Origin of the sequence: Actinosynnema sp. ALI-1.44 (assembly GCF_001984155.1) — a bacterium.
Classification (GTDB): domain Bacteria; phylum Actinomycetota; class Actinomycetes; order Mycobacteriales; family Pseudonocardiaceae; genus Kibdelosporangium.
Window position 1 is genome coordinate 247,681 of the sequence record NZ_MTQO01000051.1, and the last position, 19,837, is coordinate 267,517.

Here is a 19,837-nt window from a genome sequence, read left to right on the forward strand (position 1 = left end):
AAATACATTGTTCGATGGACTACGATCCCGGCGTGAGCAGTCCGCGTTCGTCCGACGATGCCCTGCTGGACCAGATCGGCCCGGCGCTGTCGCGGCTGCGCCGACGCGCCCCGGCGTCGCGCACGGACGTGTACCGCAACGTGGTGCTGAACGTGATCGCCGACTCGGCGGACGAGATGACGGTCGGCGGACTCGCCGCGGAGATGGGCGTCGCGCAACCGGTGGCCAGCCGCACAGTGGCCGCCTGCATCGCCGACGGCCTGCTGCGCCGCGCCGCCTCCCAGGCAGATGGCCGCCGGACCGTGCTGGAGCTCACCGAGCGCGGTGAAACCGCGCGCAGCCGTTTCGCCGCCGCTCAGCGCGAGACGTTCGAAGACATCACGGCGCACTGGGCACCCGAGGAACGAATCCGGTTCGCGGAGCTGCTCATCCGCTACAGCGCCGACGCGAGCGCGTGGGCCCGGCGCCGCTGACGTCCCACTTTGGACTGCCTACAGCGAATCGAGACGCGCTTTGCACGCCGTCGACCAGATCGGCCGGTTCGTCCGCGACGAGACGATGTCCGCCACGCGGTCAGCGGAGCACGAATCCGGTGCCCAACTCGTCCGCGGGGTCGATCTCGAAGCGGTGCTCCCCGGTCCGGTACGCGGTCGCTGTGACCTCAGGCACCACGGCGGGACGGCCGCCGACGGTGAGCTCGTCGACGATCCTGGCGTGGAAGCGGGTGCCGACGATCGAATCGTGGACCAGCGTCTGGCCGATCGCGAGCTGACCGCCCGCCGCGAGCACCGCGACCCGTGAGCAGGTGCCGGAGCCGCAAGGGGAGCGGTCGACCTGGCCGTCGGCGAAGACGGTGACGTTGCGCTGATGCGGGTTGCCTGCCTCGTCGGTGCCGAGGTCCTCGAACAGGATGGTCCCGTAGACACCGTTGAGCCGGTCGTCGACGGGGTGGCGGGCGTGGTCGGTCTCGTTCAGCGCCCACTTCACCTCACGGCCGATCGCGATCAGTTCGGCGTAGTCGGCGGGGCTGACGGTCAAACCGACGGCCGCGGCGTTCAGGTGCGCGTAGATCGCGCCCCCGTAGCCGATGTCGACGGTGACGTTCCCGCGTGAGGTGGTGACGGTGACGTGTTCACTGAGCAGGTAGCTGGGGACGTTGACGAAGTCGACGGCGGTGATCCGCTCGCCGGTGGCGTGCACGCGCATGCTGACACGGCCGGACGGGACGTCCACGACGACGGCGGTGGTTCCCGACGGATCGCGGGAGACGCGGCCGGTCTGCACCGCCCAGACCGCGAGCGCGATCGAGCCGTGGCCACACGCGGTGGAGAAGCCGTCCTTGTGCCAGAACAGCACGCCGAAGTCCGCACCCGCGTCGTCGGGTGGGGTGACGAACCCGCCGTACATGTCCGCGTGGCCCCGGGGTTCGAAGCACAACAGCTTGCGCAGGGTGTCCACTTCGGGGTCGCTGATGGCGAACATGCGGCGCTCGGCGACGGTGGCTCCTGCGATGACCACCGGAGGGTCGGGTACGACGCGGAACGGCTCACCGCCGGTGTGGTAATCAACAGTGCGGACGTCCACGATGGCAGCCTATTGCTTGATCGGACCCCGGCCCAGCACTCCGGCCGCGAGTGCGGCCAGTGCCAGCGCGGCAGCGGTCCACAGCAACGTGGTCGCACCGGCGGCCTCGTACACGGTGCCGCCGAGGAACGCGCCCAGTGCGATGGCCGCGGTGAAAACTCCGACATACAGCCCAGTGACGTGTTCTTCACGTCCCCTCGCGGACTGTGTCATCCACAGTTGACCGCCCACGGACAGTCCGCCATAGGCCAGTCCCCAGAGCACGACGCCTGCGACAGTTGCCACACCTGAGGTGTCGAACGACGCCAGGACCACGATCGAGACGGCGACACCGAGGGCGAGCGTGAGGACGGTGGCGCGGGAACGCCGTGCGGCCAGCGCACCGGCCGCGAAGTTGCCCACGAGGCCGGTCATCCCGTAGGCGAGCAGGATCGCCGCGATCGCCGCTGCGCCGAACCCGGGGCCGACCTCCAGCACGGGCCGGATGTAGGTGTAAGCCGCGAAGTGCGCTGTCACCAGGAACACGACCACCACCAGGCCGCTGGCGACCGCGGGTGTGCGCAACAGCGAACGGCCCCCGGCGGCCCGTTCGGCTCCCGGGGTGGTGGACTTTGGTTTGGGCAGCCGGGGAAGCAGGAGACGCAGCGCTGCTCCGAGGAGTACGGCGGAGACAGCGAACGTGGCGAAGGCGATGCGCCATCCGAACGCGTCGCCGATGATCGTGCCCACCGGCACGCCGACAACCGAGGCCGCCGCGACGCCGCTGACCGCGAACGAGACCGAGAGGGCCGCGTGTCGTGGTGCGACGAGGCGTGGCGCGATGACCGACGCCAACGACCAGACGACGCCCATCGCGACGCCGAGCACGACGCGCGACACGACCAGCAGCGTGAAACCCGGGGAGACAACAGTGAGGACGTTGCCCACGGCCAGCAGCACCATCGCCACGGCGACGACTGCCCGCCGATCGAGGGCGCCGAGCACGCGAGGGACGACCGGAGCCGTGACCGCGGTCACCAGGCCGGTGACGGAGAGGCTGTAACCGGCCATTCCCGGCGTGATGCCGAGCCCTTCCGCCATCGGGGTCAACACCCCGACCGGCAGCATTTCCGAGGTGACGACGACGAACGTGCTCAGCACCACCACCGCGACGGACAGCCATTGCCGAACCGTGGTGTCGTGCTGTTCTGATTCGATGCGGATCGAGGCGGACGTGCTCATGCGGCTCATTCGAGCAAGGTCCATCTCGTGGAACAACAGCGATTCGCTGCACCATCGATCAGCTAGGCTCATCGATGGTGGCCGCGGCGGGGAGTGAGTGATGAGCCAGCTTCCCGTCCAGGGGATCGAGTGCCTGCTCGTGCTGTCGGAGGAGCTGCATTTCGGCCGGACCGCCGCCCGTCTCGGATACTCGCAGAGCAGGGTGAGTCAGCTCATCGCGCGCCTGGAACGCCGCGTCGGGACCAGGCTGGTGGAGCGGACCAGCAGGCGAGTGGCGTTGACCAGGTTCGGTGCGGAGTTCCTCGCAGAACTGCGGCCCGCCTACGCACACCTGGTCGGTGTGGTCGCGCAGGCGAGCGAACGGGCCAAGCGCGGCTCGTTGCGTGAGGTGCGGATCGGCTTCCAAGGCAGCGTGTACGAGGAGGTCACCGTCGCGCTCCGCCGGTTCCGGGCGTGTCACGACGTGTCGGTGCTGGTCACCGAGATCCCGCTGGGTTCGCCGTTCTCGGTGATCCTGGACGACGCGGTCGACTGCGCGGTCGTGCAGCTGCCCGCCCGGGACGAGCGGCTGACGGTCGGCTTCCGGTTCCCGCCGCAGGACCAGTTCCTCGCGGTCGGCACGACCCACCCGTTCGCCCGCCGAGGCCAGGTCGACGTCGAGGACCTGGTGGTCGTGGACCTTGTCACCCCGGCCGGTGACGCACCCGGTTACTGGGTCGACGCCCAGGTGCCGCGGTCGACGCCGTCCGGCACCGCGCTGCGAATCACGACCGGCGTCACCACGATGGAGGAGGGCATGGCGCTGGTCGCGAACAGCGACCACGGGATGCTGGTGTGCCGCCCGTTCGTCGAGCGGAGCAACCGCCGCGACGTGCACTACATCCCGGTGCGTGGCCTGGACGGCACCTCGCAGCTGGGCCTGGTCTGGCGCGCTGACCGCACCACTCCCCAGTTGCGGTCGCTGGCTCGGCTCCTGCACGAGGAGTTCGCCGCCGCGATTGCCGCGTCGACCACCTGACAAGGCAGGATGAGCGGCTGAGCCGGCTTTGTGCGGCCATCCCCGGATTCACCGCGCGGATGCTGCCAGGTGGACCCGGCGAAGTCATGCGTGGAAACCACGCAGATTCCGGATCTCCGTACGTGGGGGCGCCGCGAATGCACTCGTCGCCGGCGTCGTGGAATGGAGATCGGCCCCGGACGTCCGCGGAAATTCGCGCCACCACCGTTAACAGGCAGTGGCACCCGCCGGGTCTGTAGTCCGAACAGGTCAGGAGAAACCGCTGGGTGTCGCAACGATCAGAGGTGCGTTCGGTGTACCCGGCTGCGGCCGGGACGATCGTGTGAACGCGTGCACACCGTTCTCGGTCGACAATGGGACGTAGTGTTTCGTGCGATCGGCGGATCGGTGTCTACGGAAGGTGATTCTCCTGACACCCCGGGTGTCAGTTCACGTGTGATCTGGCAATCGCGTTCCGTGACGGGCGGTTTTCGGATCGCGGGAAATTAGGCGCCTGGCACTCATGCCGGGAATCCGACTGTCGCCCACGCTGAAGCTGTCACCGCATCGGATGAAAGCGAGATCATGAAGAACGCGGCAGGTGAGCAGGGGTGGAGGTGTTACTCGGGATGACGGTTGTGTCACTAACGGTAGTCTTCACGTGTGGGTAAAAGGTGGCCCGTGACCTCAAGGTCGTGTCAGTTCGACGTCAGCCGTCGAGGGTAGATTTCACAGCAGATTAAAGGTGGGATATTACCAAATCCATGCGCCGGGAGAAAATGGTCGGGACATGATGGCGATCGAACGGCTGTGTGAGCTTCCGCCCGCTGAACGGCGTGCCGGACTGGAAGACCTCGTCGTCGCGGAATTCAAGACGACTCTGATGATGGCGGATGACGAAGACCTCCCGTTTGACATGAGCTATTTCGAGCTCGGTTTCACCTCGCTGGGAATCACCGAGGTCAAGGAACGACTCGAAACGCAGCTCGGTCGTAGCGTGAGTACGAACGTGTTGTTCAACAGTCCGACTATGGAACGTCTCATAGCCTATTTGGCCGACGAAGTACTGGCCGACATCTTCGGCTCCATGCCAGTGGACGAAAGGGACACGAGCCCGTGAACGACCCGAATTCGCAGACGCTCACCGCTCGGTGTGCCGAGCATGCCCGGCGGCGCCCTGATCAGCCCGCCGTCATCTGCGAGGGGCGTGAGGTGACCTACGCGGAGTTCCACCGCCGCAGCAACCAGACCGCGCACGCGCTGCTCGCCGAGGGGGTGCGCCGGGGAGCGCGCATCGCCTACCTCGGGCGTGAGTCCGAGTTCTACTTCGAGATCGCACTCGGCTGTGCCAAGAGCGGGACTGTGCTCGTGCCGATCAACTGGCGGTTGACCTCCCGCGAAGTGGACCACGTGCTGCGGGACTCGAACGCCGAGGTGTTGTTCGTCGAACGCGATTTCCGGTCTACTGTGGACCGGCTGCGGCCGGACCTGCCCTCGCTGGCCACGGTGATCGAGATGGACACGCCCGACTCGCTCGCGGACGGTTTCCTGCGCTGGCGGGCCGGTCACCCCGAAACGGACCTCGATCCCGGCACCGGACGCGACGACGCGTTCGTGCAGATGTACACCAGCGGGACGACCGGTCTGCCCAAGGGCGTAGTCCTCGCCCACCGCTCCTACTTCACCTTCGTCGAGCACATGACCGAGGCGGGGCTCGACTGGATCGACTACCACCCGGCGGACCGGTCCCTGAGTTGCTTCTCCGGCTTGCACTCGGCGGGCATGGGCTGGTTCATGTACGGCTTCGGGGTCGGGTGCACGCACGTGGTCATGCGGATGTTCGTCCCCGAAGAGGCGGTGCGGTGCATCCGCGACCACCAGGTCACGATCATGTTCGCCGCACCGGCGATGCTGCGGATGTTGCTTGCTGAGCGCGCCGCCACGCGGCAGGCGTTCACGTCACTGCGCAAGGTGACCTACGGGGGCTCGGTGATCGCGCCGTCTCTGCTGCTCCAGTGCATGGAGAGCTTCGACTGCGAGCTCGCGCAGATGTACGCGGCAGCCGAGTCAGGCGCCGGGGTCACATGCCTCGCCCCCGCGGAACACAGGCCGGGCAACCCGAGGCTGAATTCGGTCGGGTTGCCGTGCCCGGGCAACGAGGTGCGGATCGTGGGCCGCGACGGGGAGGTCCTGCCCGCAGGCCAGGTCGGCCAGATCTGGGCGAGGAATCCCGCCACCTTCATCGAGTACTGGCGGCAGCCGGAGGCGACGAGGAACGCGCTCGTCGACGGCTGGCTGATCATGCCCGACGCGGGCTACCTGGACGAGGACGGCTACCTCTACGTGCTGGACCGCGTGGACGACGCCATCATCGTCGCCGGTCAGAACATCTATCCGGCGGAGGTGGAGAAGGCGCTGTCCGAGCACCCGGCGATCGCCGACGCCGCGGTGGTCGGCGTGCCCGACCAGCGGTGGGGCCAGGCGGTCAAGGCTGTGGTGGTGCTCCACGGGGATCAGCAGGCGACCGTGCGCGACCTCATGGTGTTCCTGCGGGGCAGGGTCGCCGATTTCAAGATTCCCACCCGGTTCGAGTTCGTGGACACGTTGCCGCGCAACCCGACCGGCAAGGTTTTGCGCCGGTTGCTGCGGGCGGAAGCGCGCTGACCGGGTTCCGGCCGGCCGCACCGCACGGTGGTGCGGCCGACCCGGTTGTCACTGCATGGGGGAACGCACAGCGGAAAAATCACGGGGAGGGGAACTATCGTGGTGATCAAATTTCTCGTACTCGGTCCACTCGAATGCCAGTCGGCCAACCGGCCGCTGAACGTGTCCGGAACCCTGCAGCGCTCACTGCTCGCGACACTGCTTGCCGCCGAAGGGGTACCGGTCGCGGTGGACGCGCTGGTCTCGGAGTTGTGGGGCGACGAGCCCCCGCCGCACTGGGAGAACGCCTTGCAGGCGCACATCAGCAGGTTGCGCAGGCGGATAGACGCCGCGTCCGACGACCGGTCCACCCGGCTCATCGTCGAGCACTCCGGCTACTGCCTGCGCACAGGCGAGGACGCCGTCGACGCGAAGGTGTTCATGCGTGCGTTCGACTACGCCCGATTCCTCGGCACCTCCGATCCGAGATCGGCGGCGGACTCGTTGCGCGACGCGCTGTCGTTGTGGCGTGGCAAGGCTTTCGGCCTGGTGCTCCAGGGATCGCTGTGCCGCATCGTGGCGCAACGCTACGAAACCGCCCGCGTGGTGGCCCTGGAAACGCTGTTCGACCTGGAGCTGCGCAGCGGGCGGCACACCGACATCATCCCGACGTTGTCCGAACTGGTCGAGGCGCTGTCCTTGAACGAGCGCTTCTGCGAGCAACTGATGATCGCGCTGTACCGGTCCGGGCAGCAGGCGCGTGCCCTGAGTGCCTACACCCAGATGCGCGCCCGGCTCCACGAGGAGCTCGGTGTGGAGCCGACCGTGACATTGCGCAACCTCTTCAACGCGATCCTCAACCACCATGAGGCACTTCGCCTCGGCGCCGACCACGCCGTGCTACGTAGCTAGTCCGCCTCCCCGGGATTTCACGTGTGGTCGCGTCCCGGCGCAAGTGCCGGTAACGATGTGGATTGTGGCTGAGTAACGTCACGTTCCCCTGAGGTAGCTGTTGATCGAGCGCGGACCTTCGCTCAAAGACCTTCGTCTTCGACGATTCGTGTCAGACGCCGGGTGAAGTCCGACAGGACAGCCGCGGCGTGCTCGCTGACGTAGAAGTGCCCGCCCGGATACACGTGGTGCCCCAGGTACTGGCGGCTGCGCTCGGCCCAGACGGCCATGGCGTCCGGGTCGACCAGCAACGGATCCGAGTCGCCCGCGTAGCTCACCAGCGGGCAGTCCACGACAGCCTCGTCGTCCTCGTACTGCACGGCGATCCGGAAGTCCGCGATCACCGGTGGCAGCACCAGGTCCAGCATGTCCGGATCGGTCCACAGCTCGTCGGGGAAGGCGCCGAGGCCCTTGAACATCCCGCCGAACTCGTCCATCGACAGCTTCTCGTGGCCTGCGGGCGCGGTGAAGAAACCCCTCGGCGCCCAACTGGACATGCCCAGCAGTGCCGGAGCCTGCTCGCCTTCGGCCGCCAGCCGGACGGCCAGCCGGTAAGCCATCATCGCGCCGGTGCAGTGCCCGAACATCGCGAACGGGCGTTCGTCGTCCACAGTGGCCAGTACCGCCTGGTACAGGTCGTCGAGCAGTTCGTCCCAGTCGACGGGCAGCGGTTCGGCGCGTCGGCCCTGGCGTCCCGGCAGAGTCAGCGCCTGCGCGCCGACCTCCGCCGGGAGCAGGCGTTTCCAGGTGCGGTACGCGGCCGCCCCGCTCCCGGCGTGCGGCATCAGCAGCAGGCGGATCGGGGTTTCCTCCGGCAGCCGCGCGGGACTGAACCAGTGGGCAGGCGGCGCGCTCACCGGGGCGACCACTGGGACAACTGCCGGGCTCTCGGTCGTGCTCATCGCTCATCCCACCTTCTCGAGGCACCCGTCGAGGAACTCGGCGAGCGCGAGCGGAGTCGGGTTGTTGAAGATCTCCGGTGTGGCGAAGGAGATCGACAGCGCCGCGCAGAGCTCCTTGCGGAGCTGGACCGCGAGCAGCGAGTCCATGCCGAGGTCGGTGAAGTCGGCATCCGCCGCGACGGCGGAGAGGTCGTCGAACTCCAGCACCGCCGCGGCCTTTTCCCGGACCAGCGTGGTGATCGCGCTCTGGCGTTCGCCACCGTCCGGTGTGGTCAGCACCGCGGTCTCGACCACACCGTTTCCGGTGCTCCGGTCCGGTGCCGCCGCGTCGGCCTGAGTTGTCTGCCCCGGCCTGCCGATGCTCGCCCCGTTGGCCGGACCGGCAGGCAGCCGGTACGAGCCGCGGTCGAACGCGTACGTCGGCAGCTCCACCCGCCGTCGGCCGCGTCCCCGGTGAAAGGCTTGCCACGAGATCGGCTGACCGGCCGCGTAGGCCTTGGCGACCGCGTCGACGACGGCGTCGCCGTCCTGATCGGACGGCCGGACGCTGGCCAGCCAGACGTGCTTTCCCGGTGGGACGCAGCGTTTGCCCAGCGGAGTCAGCGTCGACGACGGGCCGATCTCGATGAAGAGGTGCTTGCCCCGCTTGTCCAACGCCCGCATGGCGGCCACGAAGTTCACCGGCTCGACGATGTGGCGTACCCAGTAGTCGACGGAGAAGTCGCTCTTCTTCGCCACCTGGCCGGACACGGTCGACACAAGCGTGATCGCGGGCTCGGTGAACTGGATGCCGTCGAGGGCTTCCCGCAGTTCGGCGGTCGCCTCGGCCATCAAGGGGGAGTGGAATGCCTGCGACACCGGCAGGAGCGTGAAGGCCATGTCCCTGGCGGTGAGTTCGGCCGTGATCGCGGTGATGGAGTCACGACCGCCGGAGATGACGGTCTGCTGCGGTGCGTTGACGGCGGCGATGGCGACATCCGGACATCCGGCCAGCAGCGGGACGACGTCGTCCACTCCGGCCCCGACGGACACCATGCAGCCGGGGGCGCGGACCGAATCGATCATCCTGGCCCGTGCCGCGATCAGCTTGGCGGCGTCCGCGAGGCTGACCAGCCCGGCCACCGCACCTGCCACGATCTCGCCCATGCTGTGACCCGCGACCACGGTCGGCCGGACTCCCCACGACATCCACAGGCGGGCCAGCGCGTACTCGAAGGCGAACCGGACAGGCTGCTCGTACCGGACCATGCCCAGCGCCTCGGTGTCCTCCGGCCCGCCCGTGCCGAGCACCATGCTCTTGACCGGGCGCCCGACGAGCGGCGTCAGGACTTCGTCACAGGCGTCCAGTTCCTCGGCGAACACCGGGTGCCGCCGGTGGAGTCCCGCGCCGATGCCGGGGCGCAGCGCGACACCCATGCCCGAGAAGAGGAATCCGACCTTGCGGTTGGCGTACTTGGGCAGCCGGTCGTTCTCGACGACGGCCAGCATGTCATCGAGCCGGGCGGCGAGGTCCTCCCGGTTGGTCACCGCGGCGGACACCCGATGACGGAAATGGGACCGGCCGACATTGGTGGTGTGGCACAGATCGGCGACGCCGATGTCGGGCCGGTCGGCCGATGCTTGCTGGTAGCGCCGGATCTGCGCGCCGAGTGCCGGGACCGACTTGGCCGACAGGGTCAGCACGTGCCCCTCTTGGACGGCTTCCGGTGCCGGGAGTACCGGCTTCGGCGCCTCTTCCAGAACGACGGACGCGATCGTTCCGGTGAACCCGAACGAGTTCACCAGCCCACGGCGGACGTCGGCGGTCCACGGCTCCTGCTCGGTGGGCACCCGAACCGGCCAGGTGTCCCAGGCGATGCGGCTCGACGGCTTGTCCATGTTCAGGTGCGGGAACAAGGTGCCGTGACGCATCTGCAGCACGGTCTTGATCACGCCACCGATCCCGGCAGCGGCCTCCATGTGCCCGATGTTGGTCTTGAGCGAGGCGACGAGGAGCGGGTCCTTCTTGCTGTGCGACGGCCCGAACACCTCGGCGATCGACGCCATCTCGATGGGGTCGCCGAGTGGCGTGCCCGTGCCGTGCGCCTCCACGTACTGGATGTCGCCTGGTTCGAGCATCGCGTTGGCCAGCGCGGCGCGCATGAGTGCTTCCTGCGCGATGCCGTTGGGGGCGGTGAACCCGGCGCTTTCGCCGTCCTGCCTGACCGCGGTGCCGCGGACCAGTGCAAGGACGGTGTCGCCTGCGCGCTCGGCGTCGCTGAGCCGTTTCAGCACGACCACGGCACAGCCTTCGGCTCGCCCGTAGCCGTCGGCGGACTCGTCGAAGGTCTTGCAGCGTCCGTCTGGTGCCAGTGCCTGCATGTCGGTGAGCATCATGCTGCTGTAGGGGTGGTGGATGATGCTGACGCCGCCGCACAACGCCAGCTCGCATTCCTGGTTGCGCAAAGCGTTGACCGCGAGGTGCAGCGCGACGAGTGACGACGAGCATGCGGTGTCCACCGACATACACGGTCCGCGGGTGCCCAGGAAGTACGAGACCCGCCCCGATACCGCCGCGTTCAGCAACCCGCCTGCGAGGTAGCCGTCCATGTCCTGGACGTCGAGCCCGCCGATCTCCCACGCGTAGTCCATACCGCTCGCGCCGAAGTAGACTCCGGCGTTGCCACGCCGCAGCCCAGCGGGATCGATGTTCGCGTTCTCCAGTGCCTCCCACGAGGTTTCCAGGGCCAGCCGCTGCTGCGGGTCGATGCAGCGCGCTTCTTTGGGGGAGATGTTGAAGAACGACGTGTCGAACTGGTCGATTCCCGTCAGGAAGCCCCCGCTGGCCGCGGTGCCGCCGCCGAACTCCGCCGCGTTGCTCCGGTCGGCGGGGACGGGTCCGATCGCGGACCTGCTCGAGTCGAGGTATTCGGCGAAGGCGTCCATGGTCGCGCTGCCACCGGGCATGCGGAGGCCGATGCCCACAATCGCGATGGGCTCGTGCTTTTCGGCCGTCAGCTGCGCTATCCGCGACGAGTACTCGCGGATGACCGCGCGTGCCTCGTTGAGTTCGGCCTCGATCGTCATGAGGTGTGGTTCCTTCGGGTCATGGGAGCGCGGGCTCGGCTCAGAGTGCGCTGCGGGCGGCGCCGCGCAGCGCGTGGTTGCCGTCGCAGAACGGTTTGAGGGCGGACAGGCCGCACCGGCAGAGCGCGATGGTCTCCCGCCCGGGGTCGATGTCGTTGCGCTCGCTGTTCTGAAGCTTGTAGGTGCCACGCACGATGACCGGTCCGTTCTCGTAGACGGTGATCTCGACAGGTGGCTGGTCGTCCGACATGAACTGCTCCTGCTCTCTCGAACCGTGCTTGCTCAGACGGGGGCGAGTTCGCGCAACGACGTGGCCCCCGCTGCCCACGGGTCGACGACCGACCTGGCGAACAGGGCACGGACGCTGAGCGTGGCCAGTGCGCCGATGACGACGCGATCCCACTCGGCCGGGTAGTCGGCCACGAACGCGCCGCACATGTCGTGGGCGGCCAGTTGCTCGTGCACGGCGTCGGCGAGGATGTGCTCGTCGTAGAACCAGCGCGACTTCTTCGACCCGCCAAGCCGGGCGAGGCCTTCGCTGAAGTGGCGGTTGATCAGCGACGAGCCGATCTCGGTCGCCGCGAGGTTGCCGAGGATCCCGCCGCGCCAGCGGCGGTGCAGACCGAAGAACGACCTGAGGTTGTGCAGGACGAGCGCGGCGGCCGGGATCTGCTCGATGTACACCCCGTACTCCGGGTCGAGGTCCAGTTCGGACATCAGGATCGCGTACAGCTCGGCGTGCAGGCGGCCGGGCATCCCGCCGCCGTACTCGTCGGCCTGGATCTCGATCAACGCGGCCTTGGCGCGGCCGTTGACCCGCGGGATGCCCCACGTGTGGGCGTCGCCTTCGTGCAACGCGTCGATCGACCGGGTGATCACCAGTTCCTTGAACTGCTCGATGGTCGCTTCCTGTTGCATGAACTTCAGGAACGCGGCCGGGGAGGTGGCGCCGCAGCGCTCCATCAGGAACGCGGGCACCTTGTCCGGAGTCAGGTCCGCGGGCACCTGCACCTCGGCGAGGAGATCCCGCTCGAACACGGCCTCCAGTGCGCCGCGCACGGCCAGCAGCGTCGGCTGCCACTCCCACCGCTCGTCGACGCCGTCGAAGCCTTCGTAGGTGAGCCCGTAGCAGACCCACAGGCTGATTTGGACGTCCTCATCGGACCGGGCGTCGGCAGTGGCCTGCGGGAGCGCGTCGAGGAGGTCGGTGAGGGGGGACGGCACTGGTCCGGGTTCGCCGGACAGCCAGGCGAACAGCGCGGTGCTGATGGGTCCTCGGGGCCCGGGGAGCCGCATGGCGTTCTCCGATCTGATGGGTCGGCGCAGAGGGTGTGGCGCGGATCGGTGATTCGCGAACGACCTCACGTGCCGCGTCACGTTCGGCCTCGATCGTCACGAACGCCACTATGCCAACCGTTCTTGACACGCGGCTGGCCGAACGCTGACCTCCAGCGCCGGTCAGGCCGAGGTCAGCGGTCGATCAGAACGCTCTGCGAGTCTTCCGGGAAGACGCCGACCCATCGTTTGGAGTCCAGCCGTGGTCGATCCCTTTGAGATTGAGGACGCGAGTTACCTGGTCCTGGTCAACCGACTCGGTCAGCATTCGCTCTGGCCGGAAGTCATCGACGTGCCGTCCGGCTGGCAGGTGGTGTACGGCGGCGCCGAACGGCAGGCGTGCCTCGACTACGTGGCGGAGAACTGGACCGACATCACGCCGGGAAACCTTTCCGCTCAGGCGACCGCGCCATGACCGGCACCCTCGCCGCGACGGAGGCGACGCTGTGCCGGATCCTCGCCGAGGTGCTGGAACTGGACCTGGTCCACCCCCAGGACAGTTTCTTCGAGGTGGGTGGCGACAGCGTGCTCGCGCTGCAGGTCGTTGCCCGCGCCCGCGAGGCCGGTCTCGTCTTCGGCGTGCGTGATCTGTTCGACCACCAGACCGCGGCGACACTGGCCATGGTGGCAGGCGAACTTCCCGCGCCGGTCGGCGGTTTCGCGGACGCCGGGGAAGAACCGCTGGTGACGTTCGAGGACGGCGACTTCGGTGACTTCGGCGAGTTCGAGGAAGCCGGTGCCTCCGCCAGTGGCGCCGAAGCCGACTGGGAGACCAGCAAGTGAGCCACGCCAGCATCGAGTGCGTCCTGCCGCTGACCCCTTTGCAGGAGGGGCAACTGTTCCACGCCGACTTCGGCGAAGCAGGCCCGAGTCTGTTCACCATGTCCCTGTCGGCCCTGCTGACCGGGCCACTGGACGTGGCCGCGCTGCGAGCCGCGTGTGCGCGGATGCAAGCCAGGCACCAGTGCATGCGGGCCTGCTTCCGGCAGGACCGGGCGAACCGCACTGCTCAGGTCGTCCTGCGTGACGTGCCACTGCTCTGGCGGCAGGTCGACCTGTCCGGCAGTCCGGAGCCCGAGCGCACGGTCCGGCTCGAGCAGTTGACCGAGGAGACCCGGTCGGCCCGCTTCGACGTCACCAAGCCCCCGCTCACCCGGTTCATGCTGGTGCGGCTCGCACCGGACCGGCATCGCTTCATCCTCTGCACCCATCACGCGGTGCTGGACGGGTGGTCCTCCTGGCTGCTTCTCGGCGAGTTGGCGCAACTCTACGAACGCGGCGGTGACGACACCGGCATGCCGTCACCGCCGCCCCTGGAGGGCTACTACCGGTGGCTGGCCAGACAGGACCGTGCCGCGGCCAAGGACGCGTGGCGAGCCGCACTCGCCGGCCTGCCGGGCCCGACCCTGCTGGCGCCGCCCGATCCCGACCGGTGGCTGGTCCCCAGCGAGATCCTGGCCGCCGAGGTGCCCGCCGAACTGGTCACGAAGGTGCGCGGCTTCGCCCGTGGCCGTGGCCTGACGATGAACAGCGTCTTCCAGACGGCGATGGGTCTGGCTCTCGGCACGGCCACCGGTCAGAGCGACGTGGTGTTCGGAGGCACGGTCACCGGTCGGTCCCCGGAGGTGCCTGGCATCGAGAACATGGCGGGGATGTTCCTCAACACGTTGCCCGTCCGAATCCGCAGGACCCTGTCGCGCCCGGAAACGGTCGCCGCCATGATGGCACGCGTCCAGGCCGAGCAGTCGCGGCTGATCCCGCACCACCACCTCGGCCTTGTCGATGTCCGGCAGGCAGCGGGACACCAGGAGCTGTTCGACGCTCACCTGGTGTACCAGAACTTCCCCGGGGCGGGCACGACGAACGGTTTCCCGATGTCCGACGTGGAGGCCGACGTCAAGACCAACTACACCCTGAACGTCGCCGTGCGGTCGACGGGCGACGCGATCGGCATGGACATCGAGTACCGGCCGGACCTGTTCGACCGGGAGAACGCGAAGTCGCTGGCGCAGGGCATGATCGCCGTGCTGGAAGCGGTGGCGGCCGATCCGGGCGTGCCGGTGAGCCAGCTCCAGCTGCTGGCGCCCGGCGAGCGGCAGGCGTTGCTGGCGCTGGGTGTGGGTGAATCTGTTGATCTGGTACCGGAGTTGGTGCCGGAGTTGTTCGCGGCGCGGGTGGCGGTGGATTCGGATGTGACGGCGTTGGTGTGTGGTGGTGTGAAGATGTCGTTCGGAGAGTTGAGCTGTCGGGTGAACCGGGTGGCTCGGTGGTTGGTCGCGGCTGGGGTGGGTCCGGGGGATCCGGTGGCTGTGTTGTTGCCGCGGTCGGTGGATTCGGTGGTGGCGTTGCTGGGTGTGGTCGCCGCCGGGGCGATGTACGTGCCGGTCGACGTGTCGTATCCGGTGGATCGGGTGCGGTTCATGCTGGCGGACGCGACCCCGCGCGTGGTGATCACGACGGCCGAGTTGGCCGGGCAGGGGTCGGCTGTCGCGTTGCTGCTGCTGGGTTCGGCGCAGGCGGAGGCCGAGTTGGCGGGTCTGGCGGACGGTCCGATCGGCGTGGGGGAGCGGCGGATGCCGGTTCCGTCGGACGCGGCGTACATGATCTACACCTCTGGGTCGACGGGGCGGCCGAAGGGCGTGGTGGTCACCCATCAGGGCCTGGCGAATCTGGCCGCGTTCGAACAGCGCGAGGTGATGGAACCCGCGGCGCGGCGAGCAGGGCGGCGGCTGCGGGCGAGTCTGGTGGCGGCGCTGTCGTTCGACGCGTCCTGGGACATGGTGTTGTGGCTGCTCGCCGGTCATGAGTTGCATGTGCTGGACGACGATGTCCGCCGTGACGCGCAGGCGTTGGTCGGCTACGTGCGCGAGCACGGAGTAGATGTCCTCGAGGTCACCCCCTCGTACGCCGAGCAGCTCATAGCGGAGGGGTTGCTCGAGCAGAGTGGGCCGTCGGTGCTGATCCTGGGCGGTGAGGCAGTGTGGCCCGGGTTGTGGGACCGGGTCGGCCGGGCCGAGGGTGTGACGGGCTGGAACTTCTACGGCCCCACCGAATGCACAGTGGACTCAGTGGTCGCCCGGGTGACGGGCGACCTGCCCGTCATCGGTCGCCCGGTGCCGGGCACCCGCGCGTACGTGCTGGACGAACTGCTTCGTCCCGTCCCGGTGGGGGTGCCGGGTGCGTTGTACGTGGCCGGGGCGCAGGTCGGCCGTGGATATTGGGGCCGTGCGGATCTGACCGCGGAACGGTTCGTGGCGGATCCCTTCGGTGCCCCTGGTGAGAGGATGTACCGCACCGGGGACGTGGTGCGGTGGACCCGTGAGGGTGTGCTGGATTTCCTTGGCCGGGCGGATGATCAGGTCAAGGTGCGGGGCTTCCGGATCGAGCCGGGCGAGGTGGCCGCGGTGCTTGCGGAGAGCCCGCTGGTCAAGACCGCGGCCGTGGTGGCCGAAGCGGACATCTTGGTCGCCTACGTGATCCCCGAGGACAGCCCGCCTGACCCAGGCGAGTTACGCCGCCACGCCATGACCAGACTCCCCGAACACATGATCCCGTCGGCGTTCGTGGTGATGGACGCGCTTCCGTTGACCCCCAACGGCAAACTCGACCACACGGCGCTCCCCGACCCCCACGACTCGCGAGCCCCGGCAGGACGGCCGCCGCGCGATCACCGGGAGGAAGTGCTGTGCGGGTTGTTCGCGGATCTGCTCGGCCGCGAGCCGATCGGGATCGACGACGACTTCTTCGCGCTCGGCGGCCACTCCCTGCTGGCAACCCGGCTGGTGAACCGGATACGGGGTCAACTGGGCATCGAACTGTCCGTCAGAACGGTGTTTCAGGCACCGACCGTCGCCGATCTCAGCGCGCAGATCGACGGCGCCCGCTCCGCCCGTCCCGCGCTGCGCAAGATGCGCCGGCCAGCCACGACCTGAACCGAAAGTAGGACGCGATGATCCCGTTGTCGTTCGCGCAGCGGCGGCTGTGGTTCCTGAACAAACTGGAAGGTCCCAACACGACGTACAACATGGCGGGTGCGTTGCGGCTGCGGGGGCCGCTGGACCGGCAGGCGATGGCCGACGCCGTCAACGACGTCATCCAACGACACGAGTCACTGCGAACGGTCTTCCCGGTCAGCGCTGGGGAACCGTACCAACAGGTGTTGGACGTCGGGGACGCCCGCCTGGATCTGGAGATCGCCGAAACCGGTGATGTGACGGCGGCTCTGCGCCGGGCGGCGAACCGTGTCTTCGACCTGACCGCGACGTCCCCGCCGCCGATCCACATGACCTTGTTCGTCGTCGGCCCGGACGAGCACGTGCTGATGATCGTGGGACACCACATCGTCGGGGACGGCTGGTCGACGGCTCCGCTGCTGCGCGACATCGGACGCGCCTACCAGGCGCGGTCCCAAGGCCGGGTCCCGGACTGGGAGCCGCTGCCCGTGCAGTACGTGGACTACACGTTGTGGCAGGCCGAACTCTTGGGGCGGGCCGACGACCCGGGCAGCGTGCTCGCGGGGCAACTGTCCTTCTGGGCAAAGGAACTGGCAGGCGCCCCGGAGTGCCTGGCACTGCCCACCGACCGGCCCCGGCCGTCGTCGGCCACCTATCGCGGCGACGTCGTGCCGTTCACGGTGGACGCGGATCTGCACGCCCGTCTTGCCGAGGTGGCCAGGGCGAACGGCGCGACGTTGTTCATGGTGCTGCACGCCGCGCTGGCGGTGTTGTTGAGCAGGTGGGGCGCGGGGGAGGACATCCCGGTCGGGTCGCCGCTGGCCGGGCGGACCGATGAGGCACTGGACGACCTGGTCGGCTTCTTCATCAACACAGTGGTCCTGCGCACCGACCTCACCGGTGACCCGACCTTCCGCGAACTGCTCGGCCGGGTGCGCGAGCGCGCGCTGGCCGTGCTGGAGAACCAGGACGTGCCGTTCGAGCTGGTGGTCGAACACCTCAACCCGGAGCGGTCACCGGCACGCAATCCGCTGTTCCAGACCATGCTGACACTGCAGAACGCGCCGCGCGCCGTGGACGTGGTTCCCGGTCTGTCCGCGGAGATGGAGGCGGTACGCACGTCGACCGCCAAGGTCGACCTCTCCTTCACGCTGAGCGAGTGCTTCGGTCCCGACGGCAGCCCGGCCGGACTGACGAGCGACATCGAATACGCGCTCGACCTGTTCGACCGGGAGAGTGTGGAGGCGTTGGCGGCGGGGTTGGTGCGGGTGTTGGAGGGGGTGGTGGCGGCGCCGGACGTGCCGGTGAGCCAGGTGGACGTCCTGGCGCCCGGCGAGCGGCAGGCGTTGCTGGCGCTGGGTGTGGGTGAATCTGTTGATCTGGTACCGGAGTTGGTGCCGGAGTTGTTCGCGGCGCGGGCGACGGCAGAGCCGGACTCGACGGCGTTGGTGTGTGGCGATGCGGTGATGTCGTTCGGAGAGTTGAGCTGTCGGGTGAACCGGGTGGCTCGGTGGTTGGTCGCGGCTGGGGTGGGTCCGGGGGATCCGGTGGCTGTGTTGTTGCCGCGGTCGGTGGATTCGGTGGTGGCGTTGCTGGGTGTGGTCGCCGCCGGGGCGGTGTACGTGCCGGTCGACGTGTCGTATCCGGCGAAGCGGGTGCGGTACATGCTGGCGGACTCGGCACCGCGGGTCGTCATCACGACAGCCGAGCTGGCCGAGACTGCGCCGGACGTGCCGTTGCTGCTGCTGGGTTCGGCGCAGGCGGAGACCGAACTGGCGAGACTGGCGGACGCGCCGATCGACGCGGCGGAGCGCATCCGTGTGCTGGAACCGGGCGATGCGGCATACCTGATCTACACGTCCGGAAGCACCGGCCGACCCAAGGGCGTGGCCGTCACCCATCGGGGCCTGGCGAACCTGGCCGCCTTCGAACACCGCGAAGTGACCGGGCCCCCATCACGACGAGCGGGGCGGCGGCTGCGGGTGGGCCTGGTGGCGGCGCTGTCGTTCGACGGCTCCTGGGACATGGTGTTGTCTCTGCTCTCGGGCCACGAACTGCACGTGCTGGAGGACGAGGTGCGCCGCGACATGCAGGCGCTCGTCGGCTACGTGCGTGAACGCGAGGTGGACCTGTTGGAGGTCACTCCCTCGTACGCCGAGCAGCTCATCGCCCAAGGACTGCTCGGGCCGGGCGGGCCGTCGACGCTGATCCTGGGTGGCGAGGCCGTGGGGCCAGGGCTGTGGGAGCGGATCCGCCGGGACGAGCGCGTGACCGCGTGGAACTTCTACGGCCCGACAGAGTGCACAGTGGACTCGGTGGTCGCCAGGGTGAGTGGTGATCGGCCGGTGATCGGCCGTCCGGTGCCGGGCACCCGCGCGTACGTGCTGGACGAACGGCTGCGGCCGGTCCCGATGGGGGTGCCGGGAGCGTTGTTCCTCGGTGGGACACAAGTGGCTCAGGGGTATTGGCGTCGTCCTTGCCTTACCGCCGAGCGGTTCGTGGCCGACCCCTTCGGGACCGAGGGGGAGCGGATGTACCGCACCGGTGACGTGGCGCGGTGGACGCGCGACGGCGTGCTTGAGTTCCTCGGCAGGGCCGACGACCAGGTGAAGGTCCGCGGGTTCCGGATCGAGCCCGGCGAGATCGCCGCCGTGCTGGCGGAAAGCCCGCTGGTCGGCCAGGCCGCGGTCGTGGTGGCCGACGACGACAGGCTGGTGGCCTACCTGGTGCGGGCCGGTGGCACGCCCGACATCGGTGAGCTGCGCCGCCACGCCATGACCAAACTCCCCGACTACATGATCCCGTCGGCGTTCGTGGTGCTGGACGCGCTTCCGTTGAGTCCCAACGGCAAACTCGACCGCAGCGCACTGCCTGACCCGTCGGGTTCGCACACTCCGGCAGGCCGGGGACCACGCACCAGCAAGGAAGAGACGCTGTGTCGCCTGTTCGCGCAGCTGCTCGGCCGCGAGCCGATCGGGATCGACGACAACTTCTTCGCGCTCGGCGGGCATTCGATGCTGGTCACCAGGCTGGTCAACGAGATACGGAGCGAACTCGGCGCCGAGATCTCCGTCAGGACAGTGTTCCAAGCGCCGACCGTCGCTGATCTCAGCGCCGAGCTCGCCACCGCCCGGTCCGCCCGTCCCGCGCTACGTCTGATGACCGATGCGGCGATGACCTGAGGA

15 protein-coding genes are annotated in these 19,837 nt (G+C 68.5%); 9 read left to right on the forward strand and 6 right to left on the reverse strand.

The features are described from left to right. Positions 1 to 32 precede the first annotated feature (32 nt). Positions 33 to 473 carry a MarR family winged helix-turn-helix transcriptional regulator gene (locus ALI144C_RS36300; RefSeq protein WP_237774492.1) on the forward strand — a complete coding sequence of 147 codons (441 nt, stop codon included), beginning with the start codon at positions 33 to 35 and terminating at the stop codon, positions 471 to 473. Between the two features lie 100 nt (positions 474 to 573). On the opposite strand, the gene ALI144C_RS36305 is transcribed toward ALI144C_RS36300, so the two are convergent. Together ALI144C_RS36305 and ALI144C_RS36310 are read right to left on the reverse strand one after the other, a co-directional pair. Next, positions 574 to 1,584 carry a proline racemase family protein gene (locus ALI144C_RS36305; RefSeq protein ID WP_237774493.1) on the reverse strand — a complete coding sequence of 337 codons (1,011 nt, stop codon included), beginning with the start codon at positions 1,582 to 1,584 and terminating at the stop codon, positions 574 to 576. A gap of 9 nt (positions 1,585 to 1,593) precedes the next feature. After that, the gene (locus ALI144C_RS36310; RefSeq protein ID WP_076991746.1) at positions 1,594 to 2,805 is read right to left on the reverse strand and encodes an MFS transporter; all 1,212 of its coding nucleotides are present in this window, start codon (positions 2,803 to 2,805) and stop codon (positions 1,594 to 1,596) included. 100 nt (positions 2,806 to 2,905) lie between these two features. On the opposite strand from ALI144C_RS36310, the gene ALI144C_RS36315 reads away from it, so the two are divergent. The 4 genes from ALI144C_RS36315 (at position 2,906) to ALI144C_RS36330 (ending at position 7,357) form a co-directional block, all read left to right on the forward strand. Next, on the forward strand, positions 2,906 to 3,823 hold the full coding sequence (locus ALI144C_RS36315) for a LysR family transcriptional regulator (RefSeq protein WP_076991747.1): 918 nt from the start codon (positions 2,906 to 2,908) through the stop codon (positions 3,821 to 3,823). A gap of 769 nt (positions 3,824 to 4,592) precedes the next feature. Further along, positions 4,593 to 4,922 carry an acyl carrier protein gene (locus ALI144C_RS36320; protein ID WP_076991748.1) on the forward strand — a complete coding sequence of 110 codons (330 nt, stop codon included), beginning with the start codon at positions 4,593 to 4,595 and terminating at the stop codon, positions 4,920 to 4,922. After that, complete coding sequence (locus tag ALI144C_RS36325) at positions 4,919 to 6,466, forward strand: long-chain-fatty-acid--CoA ligase (RefSeq protein ID WP_076991749.1); 1,548 nt, start codon at positions 4,919 to 4,921, stop codon at positions 6,464 to 6,466. Before ALI144C_RS36320 ends, ALI144C_RS36325 begins: the two co-directional genes overlap by 4 nt. 99 nt (positions 6,467 to 6,565) lie before the next feature. After that, on the forward strand, positions 6,566 to 7,357 hold the full coding sequence (locus ALI144C_RS36330; RefSeq protein ID WP_168211437.1) for an AfsR/SARP family transcriptional regulator: 792 nt from the start codon (positions 6,566 to 6,568) through the stop codon (positions 7,355 to 7,357). Between the two features lie 122 nt (positions 7,358 to 7,479). On the opposite strand, the gene ALI144C_RS36335 is transcribed toward ALI144C_RS36330, so the two are convergent. From ALI144C_RS36335 to ALI144C_RS36350, 4 genes are read right to left on the reverse strand one after another with little or no spacing between them, the layout of a single operon-like run. Further along, positions 7,480 to 8,298: a thioesterase II family protein gene (locus ALI144C_RS36335; RefSeq protein ID WP_083753695.1), complete on the reverse strand. Its 819-nt coding sequence runs from the start codon at positions 8,296 to 8,298 to the stop codon at positions 7,480 to 7,482. 3 nt (positions 8,299 to 8,301) lie between these two features. Beyond that, positions 8,302 to 11,364: a type I polyketide synthase gene (locus ALI144C_RS36340; RefSeq protein ID WP_076991750.1), complete on the reverse strand. Its 3,063-nt coding sequence runs from the start codon at positions 11,362 to 11,364 to the stop codon at positions 8,302 to 8,304. A 40-nt stretch (positions 11,365 to 11,404) separates the two neighbouring features. Next, a complete protein-coding gene (locus ALI144C_RS36345) occupies positions 11,405 to 11,614 on the reverse strand; it encodes a CDGSH iron-sulfur domain-containing protein (protein WP_076991751.1) in 210 nt (69 codons plus the stop codon). A gap of 32 nt (positions 11,615 to 11,646) precedes the next feature. Then, a complete protein-coding gene (locus tag ALI144C_RS36350) occupies positions 11,647 to 12,660 on the reverse strand; it encodes an iron-containing redox enzyme family protein (RefSeq protein ID WP_076991752.1) in 1,014 nt (337 codons plus the stop codon). Positions 12,661 to 12,901: 241 nt separating this feature from the next. Here ALI144C_RS36350 and ALI144C_RS36355 point away from each other — a divergent pair, with 241 nt between their 5' ends. From ALI144C_RS36355 to ALI144C_RS36370, 4 genes are read left to right on the forward strand one after another with little or no spacing between them, the layout of a single operon-like run. Next, positions 12,902 to 13,114 carry an MbtH family protein gene (locus ALI144C_RS36355; RefSeq protein WP_076991753.1) on the forward strand — a complete coding sequence of 71 codons (213 nt, stop codon included), beginning with the start codon at positions 12,902 to 12,904 and terminating at the stop codon, positions 13,112 to 13,114. After that, positions 13,111 to 13,482: a phosphopantetheine-binding protein gene (locus tag ALI144C_RS36360; RefSeq protein ID WP_076991754.1), complete on the forward strand. Its 372-nt coding sequence runs from the start codon at positions 13,111 to 13,113 to the stop codon at positions 13,480 to 13,482. The genes ALI144C_RS36355 and ALI144C_RS36360 overlap by 4 nt, the downstream gene beginning before the upstream one ends. Beyond that, entirely contained in the window at positions 13,479 to 16,631 is a 3,153-nt protein-coding gene (locus ALI144C_RS36365) for a non-ribosomal peptide synthetase (protein WP_076991755.1), read from the forward strand. The genes ALI144C_RS36360 and ALI144C_RS36365 overlap by 4 nt, the downstream gene beginning before the upstream one ends. Positions 16,632 to 16,648: 17 nt before the next feature. After that, positions 16,649 to 19,834: a non-ribosomal peptide synthetase gene (locus ALI144C_RS36370; protein ID WP_076991756.1), complete on the forward strand. Its 3,186-nt coding sequence runs from the start codon at positions 16,649 to 16,651 to the stop codon at positions 19,832 to 19,834. The last annotated feature ends 3 nt before the right edge of the window (positions 19,835 to 19,837 follow it).

Coding starts and splice junctions, on each gene's coding strand:
- ALI144C_RS36370 (WP_076991756.1), top strand. CDS start 16,649: ATGATCCCGTTGTCGTTCGCGCAGCGGCGGCTGTGGTTCCTGAACAAA.
- ALI144C_RS36345 (WP_076991751.1), bottom strand. CDS start 11,614: ATGTCGGACGACCAGCCACCTGTCGAGATCACCGTCTACGAGAACGGA.
- ALI144C_RS36315 (WP_076991747.1), top strand. CDS start 2,906: ATGAGCCAGCTTCCCGTCCAGGGGATCGAGTGCCTGCTCGTGCTGTCG.
- ALI144C_RS36360 (WP_076991754.1), top strand. CDS start 13,111: ATGACCGGCACCCTCGCCGCGACGGAGGCGACGCTGTGCCGGATCCTC.
- ALI144C_RS36350 (WP_076991752.1), bottom strand. CDS start 12,660: ATGCGGCTCCCCGGGCCCCGAGGACCCATCAGCACCGCGCTGTTCGCC.
- ALI144C_RS36310 (WP_076991746.1), bottom strand. CDS start 2,805: ATGAGCACGTCCGCCTCGATCCGCATCGAATCAGAACAGCACGACACC.
- ALI144C_RS36335 (WP_083753695.1), bottom strand. CDS start 8,298: ATGAGCACGACCGAGAGCCCGGCAGTTGTCCCAGTGGTCGCCCCGGTG.
- ALI144C_RS36320 (WP_076991748.1), top strand. CDS start 4,593: ATGATGGCGATCGAACGGCTGTGTGAGCTTCCGCCCGCTGAACGGCGT.
- ALI144C_RS36340 (WP_076991750.1), bottom strand. CDS start 11,364: ATGACGATCGAGGCCGAACTCAACGAGGCACGCGCGGTCATCCGCGAG.